This window comes from Mycobacterium zoologicum (assembly GCF_020181635.2).
GTDB lineage: Bacteria > Actinomycetota > Actinomycetes > Mycobacteriales > Mycobacteriaceae > Mycobacterium > Mycobacterium zoologicum.
Genome location: NZ_JAYJJS010000035.1, coordinates 42726 through 50396 on the forward strand (window position 1 = coordinate 42726; position 7671 = coordinate 50396).

The 7671-nt window shown below is 68.1% G+C and carries 4 protein-coding genes and 1 pseudogene; 2 read left to right on the forward strand and 3 right to left on the reverse strand.

Going from position 1 to position 7671, the window contains the following annotated elements; translation table 11 throughout:
- Positions 1 to 22: 22 nt before the first annotated feature.
- From K6T84_RS21145 to mqo, 3 genes are read right to left on the reverse strand one after another with little or no spacing between them, the layout of a single operon-like run.
- Complete coding sequence (locus K6T84_RS21145) at positions 23 to 1603, reverse strand: MFS transporter (RefSeq protein WP_408066158.1); 1581 nt, start codon at positions 1601 to 1603, stop codon at positions 23 to 25.
- A gap of 33 nt (positions 1604 to 1636) precedes the next feature.
- On the reverse strand, positions 1637 to 2845 hold the full coding sequence (cobA, locus tag K6T84_RS21150) for a uroporphyrinogen-III C-methyltransferase (RefSeq protein ID WP_224861172.1): 1209 nt from the start codon (positions 2843 to 2845) through the stop codon (positions 1637 to 1639).
- Between the two features lie 9 nt (positions 2846 to 2854).
- Complete coding sequence (gene mqo / locus K6T84_RS21155; protein ID WP_408066159.1) at positions 2855 to 4321, reverse strand: malate dehydrogenase (quinone); 1467 nt, start codon at positions 4319 to 4321, stop codon at positions 2855 to 2857.
- A gap of 30 nt (positions 4322 to 4351) precedes the next feature.
- On the opposite strand from mqo, the gene mtr reads away from it, so the two are divergent.
- Together mtr and K6T84_RS21165 are read left to right on the forward strand one after the other, a co-directional pair.
- On the forward strand, positions 4352 to 5731 hold the full coding sequence (gene mtr / locus K6T84_RS21160) for a mycothione reductase (protein ID WP_225400292.1): 1380 nt from the start codon (positions 4352 to 4354) through the stop codon (positions 5729 to 5731).
- Positions 5732 to 5741: 10 nt separating this feature from the next.
- Positions 5742 to 7537 (forward strand): annotated as a pseudogene (locus K6T84_RS21165) (acyl-CoA dehydrogenase C-terminal domain-containing protein).
- Positions 7538 to 7671: the final 134 nt, after the last annotated feature.

Here is a 7671-nt window from a genome sequence, read left to right on the forward strand (position 1 = left end):
CCGGCCGGGATTGGCGGCGAAGTTACATGTTGCCGGCGCCGAAGGCGTCCTGCGCCTCCTGGGCGTGTGCGACCTGCTGAGCGGTGTAGCCGATCAGCAGTGAGATGGCGCCGACCAGCACCGCCACCGCGGCAATCCACAACAGACCGTAGGTATAGCCCGCGTCCAGCGCGGCGATCTGGGTGGGGTTCATGGTCTTGACCGGCATGTTGGTGCCGCCGAGGTACAGGGTGCGCGAGGTGATGACGGCCTGGATGACCGCCAGCACGATCGGTCCGCCCAGGTTCTGCAGCATCAGTGCGATCGCCGAGGTCGGGCCGATCTGGTCGAAACCCACACCGGCGATCGCCGACAGCGTCAGCGGCACCACGATCACACCGATCCCGAGCCCACCGAGCACGATCAACGTCACGAAGTTCGGGAAGTACGGGAGGTCCCGGTTGATCGTCGAGCCGTAGATCATCGCGCCCAGCAACACCACACCACCGGAGATCACCAGCACCCGGGGCGGGAACTTACGCACGAGCTGGGAGGAGAGACCCAGTCCGACGCCCAGCCCGATCACGAACGGAATGAATCCCACGCCGGCACGCAGCGCCGAATAGCCCATCAGATCCTGCACGTACAGACCGATGGTCACGGTCAAGGTGAACAGCACACCGCCGGCCAGGAAGATCGCCGCGAAGGTCAGCAGCCGGTTGCGGTCGCGGAACAGGCTGAACGGCACCACGGGATTCTCGGCGGTGCGCTCCACCACGGCGAACGCCAGCAGCGCCAGCACCGCGACCACACCGGAACCGATGGTGATCGTCGAGATCCAGCCCTTCTCCGGGCCGATGGTGAACGCGAACACCGCGGCGGTGCAGCCCAGCGTCGCCAGCAGCGCGCCGGCGGCGTCCAGCTTCATCCGCTCCCGATTGGTCTCGGTCAGGGCGGTGCGGGCCAGGTAGATCATCAGCAGGCCGATGGGGATGTTGACCGCGAACGCCAGCCGCCAGGACACCTCGGTCAGCGCGCCACCGATCACCAGGCCCATCACCGAGCCGACGGCGGTCATCGCGCCGAATATCGCGGTGGCGGCGTTGCGCGCCGGCCCCTTCGGGAAGGTGGTGGCGATCAGCGCCAGCGCGGTCGGTGAGGCGATGGCCGCGCCCACGCCCTGCAGCAGCCGGGCGATCACCAGGGTCGGGGCGTCCCAGGCCGCCGCGCAGAGCACGGAGGCGATGGTGAACAGCGCGACGCCGCTGATGAAGGTGCGCTTGCGGCCGATGGTGTCGCCGAGCCGCCCGCCGAGCAGCATCAGACCGCCGAAGGTCAGCACGTAGGCACTGATCACCCAGCCGCGGCCGGCGTCGGACAGGCCCAGCTCGTCCTGGATCTTGGGCAGGGCGACGATCGCCACGGTGCTGTCCATGGTGGCCAGCAGCTGCATGCCACCGATGGCGATCACGGCGTAGATGAATCGGCGGGACGGCAGCAGCGATGCCACGAATCGGCGGGTCCGGCTCACAATATTTGCCTCGCTCCGGCCGGGCGGCACTGATTCGGCACCCTGTGCCTGCCACTGCGCGGTCGTTCGTCCTGCATCATCGAGAGCAGTCATAACGGGCTACCCTACAGTAATATTAAGAGATGTTTAAAGCCCAAAGCCCGCCACAGCGCCGATAACGACGATTGCGGGAGGTCGAATGCCCTCCGCGCGGATTTTCTCGGGCGCGTCGGCCAGTGTGGCGTGCAGGGTGTGTTGGGCCGGCGTGGTGCCGTGTTGAACCACTAACACCGGCGTATCCGCAGGTCGGCCGCCTTTTTGTAGAACCGCGCTGAACTGCTCGATGCGTTCGATGGCCATCAGCAGCACGATGGTTCCGCGCATTGCGGCCAGCGCATCCCAATTGACTAACGATTCGGGGTCATCGGGTGCGACGTGCCCGCTGACCACCACGAACTCGTGGTTCACCGCCCGGTGGGTGACCGGAACACCTGCCTGCGCCGGCACCGCTATGGCGCTGGTCACGCCGGGGACCACCGTCACCGGAATCCCGGCCTCCGCGCAGGCCAGTACCTCTTCATAGCCCCGGGCGAAGACGAACGGGTCGCCGCCTTTGAGCCGCACCACGAACTTGCCGGCCCGGGCGCGTTCGATCATCAGCGCGTTGATGGCGTCCTGGGCCATCGCCCGCCCGTAGGGGATCTTGGCGGCGTCGATGACCTCGACGTGCGGCGGCAGTTCGGCCAACAGCTCCGGCGGGGCCAGCCGGTCGGCCACCACGACGTCGGCGTGGACCAGCATGCGGCGGCCCCGCACGGTGATCAGTTCCGGGTCGCCGGGCCCGCCGCCCACCAGTGCCACCCCGCCGCGCACCACGTCGGACGTCTCGGCAGTGATCGTGCCGGACTGCAGGGCTTCGCGGATCGCCGAGCGGATCGCCGCCGACCGACTGTGCTCGCCACCGGCCAGGACGCCGACCGACAGGCCGGAGTAGCCGAAGGTCGCCGGGGTGACCGCAGATCCCTCGACGGCCAGATCGGCACGCACACAGAAGATCCGGCACCGGTCCGCCTCGGCGACCACGGCGGCGTTGACGTCCGCGTCGTCGGTGGCGGCAATGGCATACCAGGCGTCGGCCAGATCGCCGTCGCGGTAGGCGCGTGAGACCAGCGTGATGCCGGGCTTGCGCTCCCCCAGAGCCTCGACCGCCGGGGTGGCTTCGGGCGCGATCACCGTTACCTGGGCTCCGCTGTCGATCAGCAGCGGCAGCCGTCGTTGCGCGACGCCGCCGGCGCCAACCACGACAACCTTGCGGCCGGCCAGCCGCAGTCCGGCCAGGTAGGGGTTCTCGGTCACCCGGTAACTCTAAAGCTCCAGTGCCCGGGTCCCCCACCGCCATACCTGCTCGAACAGCGCGGGCTGATCGGCCAGGCGCGTGCCCAACGACGGAACCATCTCCCGCAACGTCGGCGTCCAGTCCCCCACCCGGCCGGGAAAGCAGCGTCGCAGCACTTCCAGCATGGCCGGCACCGCGGTCGACGCCCCCGGGGAGGCGCCGAGCAACCCGGCGATGCTGCCGTCGTCGGCATGGACGATGGTGGTGTCGAATTCGAGCCGCCCGCCGCGGATCACCTGCACCCGCTGGCCGGCCCGAACCGGCGACCAGTCCTGCTCCAGCGCGCCGGGAACGAAGTCGCGCAGTTCTTGCGTGCGGGCCGAATGTGTGCGCCGCAGTTGGCTGATCAGGTAACCGATGAGTTCCCGCTCCCCGAGCCCGGCACGCAGCAGCGACGTCACATTGCCGGGGCGGATCGACCTGGCCAGATCGCTGCGCCGGCCGTTCTTGAGGAATTTCGGTGACCAGCCCGCGAACGGACCGAACAGCAGCCAATCTGCGCCGTCGACTGTCCGGGCGTCCAGATGCGGGGCCGTGGTCGACGGGGCGCCCGGCGCCGGTGCGCCGTACACCTTGGCTCGGTGCCCGGCGGTGAGCTGCGCCGCCCCGCTGCGCAGGAACACCCCGCCGATGGGGAATCCGCCGAACCCCCTCGCCTGCGGGATGCCCGAGCGCTGCAACAGCGGCAGGCTCGCGCCGCCGGCGCCGACGAAGACGAATTTCGCTGTGATTCTTGAGCTTTGACCGGTGCGACGGTCCCTGATATCCAGTTCCCACCGGCCGCCGGACGCCCGGGCGATGGTGCGCACCTGGTGACCGAACAACACCGTCGTGCCGTTGCGCGCGCCGTAGTCGATCAGGTGCCTGGTCAGCGCCCCGAAGTCGACGTCGGTGCCGTGCGACGCCCAGTCCAGCGCCACCGGGATATCGGGATCGCGGCCGGCCGCCATCAGCGGCAGGCGCGCGGCGAACTCGGCGAAGTCGGTGATGAACTCCGCTCCGGCGAACAACGGGTGATCGGCCAGTGCGTCGTGGCGCCGCCGCAGATAGTCCACGCCGTGCGCGCCGTGGACGAAGCTCACATGCGGGATCGGATGCACGAAGTCGCGCGGTCGCTCGATCATGCCGTGTTGGACCGCGTACGCCCAGAACTGACGGGTGACCTGGAACTGCTCGTTGACGCGCACCGCCTTGGCGACGTCGATCGAGCCGTCGGGCCGTTGCGGCGTGTAGAACAGCTCGCACAGGCCGGCGTGACCGGTGCCGGCGTTGTTCCACGCGCCGCTGCTCTCGGTGCCGGCAGCCTCGGATCGCTCCATGACGGTGATCGAGGCGTCCGGTTCCAGCCGGCGCAGGATCGCCCCCAGGGTGGCGCTCATGATGCCCGCGCCGATCAGTGCGATATCGGTGGTGGCGGGGGCAGGCACGCTGTCCAGGCTATCCGGCACAGGCTCTAAGCTGGCGCAATGGAGAGCTATGACCTGGCGGTCATCGGAACCGGTTCGGGCAACAGCATTCTCGATGAGCGCTACGCCGACAAGCGGGTGGCGATCTGCGAGCAGGGCACCTTCGGCGGCACCTGCCTGAACGTGGGGTGCATCCCGACGAAGATGTTCGTCTACGCCGCCGAGGTGGCTGCGGCGGTGACCCACGCGGCCCGCTACGGCGTGGACGCCCGGATCGAGCGGATCCGCTGGCCCGACATCGTCGCGCGGGTGTTCGGGCGCATCGATCCGATCGCCGCCGGCGGCGAGGAGTACCGGCGCGGGCTGCCGAACATCGACGTGTACGGCGCGCACACGCGGTTCGGACCGGTCGGGAGCGACGGTAAGTACTTGCTGCGCACCGCGACCGGTGACGAGTTCACCGCCGAGCAGGTGGTGATCGCCGCGGGCGCACGCGCCACCGTCCCGGCGGCGATCGCCGACAGCGGTGTGCGCTTTCACACCAGCGACGACATCATGCGCATCGCCGAACTGCCCGAGTCCCTGGTGATCGTCGGCGCCGGATTCGTGGCGGCGGAGTTCGCCCACGTGTTCTCCGCGCTCGGCGTCCGGGTCAGTGTGGTGGTCCGGGGCCAGACCATGCTGCGGCACTGCGATGAGACCGTCGCTCAGCGCTACACCGACGTCGCGGCCGGAAAGTGGGACCTGCACAGGGGCCGAACCGTGGCCGGCGCCCGCAACGTCGGCACGGGCGTCGAGGTGCGGCTCGACGACGGATCTTCTGTGCGGGCCGAGGCCCTGCTGGTGGCCACCGGCCGGATACCCAACGGGGATCTGCTCGACGCGCAGCTGGCCGGCGTCGAGGTCTCCGACGGGCGGGTCAGCGTCGATGAGTACCAACGAACTTCGGCGCGCGGCGTCTTCGCACTCGGCGACGTCTCCTCCCCCTTCGAGCTCAAGCACGTGGCCAACCACGAAGCCCGGGTGGTGCAGCACAACCTGCTGTGCGACTGGGATGACACCGCCGCGATGCGGGCCACCGATCACCGCTACGTTCCGTTCGCGGTGTTCACCGATCCGCAGATCGCCACCGTCGGACTCACCGAGACGCAGGCCATCGCACAGGGATTCGACATCTCGGTGAAGATTCAGGACTACGGCGACGTGGCCTACGGCTGGGCCATGGAGGACACCACCGGGTTCGTCAAGCTGATCGGCGAACGCGGCAGCGGGCGACTGTTGGGGGCGCACATCATGGGCCATCAGGCGTCGTCGATCATCCAGCCGTTGATCCAGGCGATGAGTTTCGGGTTGACCGCACCCGAGATGGCCCGCGGTCAATACTGGATCCACCCGGCACTGCCGGAGGTCGTCGAGAACGCGCTACTGGGCCTCGATTGAGAGGATCGCAATGAAGTCTGTCCTGCTGTCTAGGCAAGACCTGGATTTTCTGCTGTTCGACTGGCTGCGGGTCGAAGAACTGACCCGGCGCTCGCGATTCGCCGACCACTCCCGGGAGACGTTCGCCGCCACCCTGGACCTCTGCGAACAGCTGGCCACTCGCTATTTCGCGCCGCACAACAAGAAGAGCGACGCCAACGAGCCCACCTTCGACGGGACGACGGTGACGATCATCGGCGAGGTCAAGGAGGCGCTGAACGCCTGCGCCGAGGCCGAATTGATCGGCATGGCAATGGATTACGCCCTGGGCGGTGCGCAACTTCCGGCGACGGTGGCCCAGGCCGGCTTCGCCTGGCTGTTCGCCGCCAACGTCGGCACCGCCGGATATCCGATGCTGACCATGGCGAACGCGAACCTGCTCGCCAAGTTCGGCAGCGCCGAGCAGATCGACGCGTTCGTGCGACCGATGCTGGCCGGCCGCTTCTTCGGGACCATGTGCCTGTCGGAGACCCAGGCCGGATCATCGCTGGCCGACATCACCACCCGCGCCGAACCCCAGCCCGACGGCACCTATCGGTTGTTCGGATCGAAGATGTGGATCTCCGGTGGCGATCACGAACTGACCGACAACATCGTCCATCTGGTGCTGGCCAAGATCCCCGGCGGCCCGGCGGGCACCAAAGGCATCTCGCTGTTCATCGTGCCGAAGTATCTGGTGGGGCCCGACGGCGCTCTCGGTGAGCGCAACGACGTCGTGCTGGCCGGACTCAACCACAAGATGGGCTACCGCGGCATCACCAACACCGTGCTCAACTTCGGCGAGGGCGGCCACCGGCCGGGCGGCGAGCCGGGCGCGGTCGGCTACCTGGTGGGCGAGGCGCACCGCGGGCTGAACTACATGTTCCACATGATGAACGAAGCCCGCCTCGGGGTGGGCATGGGCGCGATCGCGTTGGGCTACACCGGCTACCTGAAGTCGCTGGACTACGCCCGCAGCCGGCCGCAGGGACGCCCGGCGACGACGAAAGACCCGGCGACGGAGCAGGTTCCGATCATCGAGCACGGGACGTCAAACGGATGCTGCTGGCACAGAAGTCCTACGTCGAGGGGGCGCTGGCGTTGGGACTGTACTGCGCGCGGCTCGTCGACATCGCGCACACCGCCGCCTCCGATGCGGAATCCGAGCATGCCACCGCGCTGCTGGACATCCTCACCCCGATCGCCAAGAGCTGGCCCTCGCAGTGGTGCCTGGCCGCCAACGACCTGGCCATTCAGGTGCACGGCGGCTACGGATACACCCGCGAGTACGACGTCGAACAGCACTACCGGGACAATCGGCTCAACCCGATCCACGAAGGCACCCACGGCATCCAGAGCCTGGACCTGTTGGGCCGCAAGGTGGTTCAGCGTGGCGGAGCGAGCCTGGCTGCGCTGCAACAGGCGATGGCCGAGAGCATTGCGGCCGCGCGCGCCGCCGGCGGCCAGCTGGCCGATGCCGCAGCACAACTCGACGCGGTGGTGCAGCGACTGGTCACGGTCACCGCGGGCATGTTCGCCTCCGGCGACATCGACGCCGCGCTGGCCAACAGTGCGATCTATCTGGAGGCCTTCGGCCACATGGTGATCGCCTGGATGTGGCTGGAACAGCTGCTGGCCGTCGGTCAGCGGACCGGAGACTTCTACGACGGCAAACGCCGGGCCGCGCAGTACTTCTTCCGCTACGAACTGCCCCGGGTCGGCCCACAACTCGATCTGCTCGCGAGCCTGGACCGCACCACGCTGGAGATGCAGCCGAACTGGTTCTGATTTCACTCTTTTCACTTGTGTAACAGTGGTTTTGGCGTGAGCGCGTTGTCGGTGGGGGCCGCTACGATTAGCACATGTGTGCGGCTCCTCAGGTTCTCGTGGGGAGTGTGACCTGCAGTCCTCCTAGGCAGAGG

Bases quoted from the DNA above. Each gene is read 5' to 3' on its own strand.
- K6T84_RS21145 (WP_408066158.1), bottom strand. From the start codon at position 1,603: ATGACTGCTCTCGATGATGCAGGACGAACGACCGCGCAGTGGCAGGCA.
- mtr (WP_225400292.1), top strand. From the start codon at position 4,352: ATGGAGAGCTATGACCTGGCGGTCATCGGAACCGGTTCGGGCAACAGC.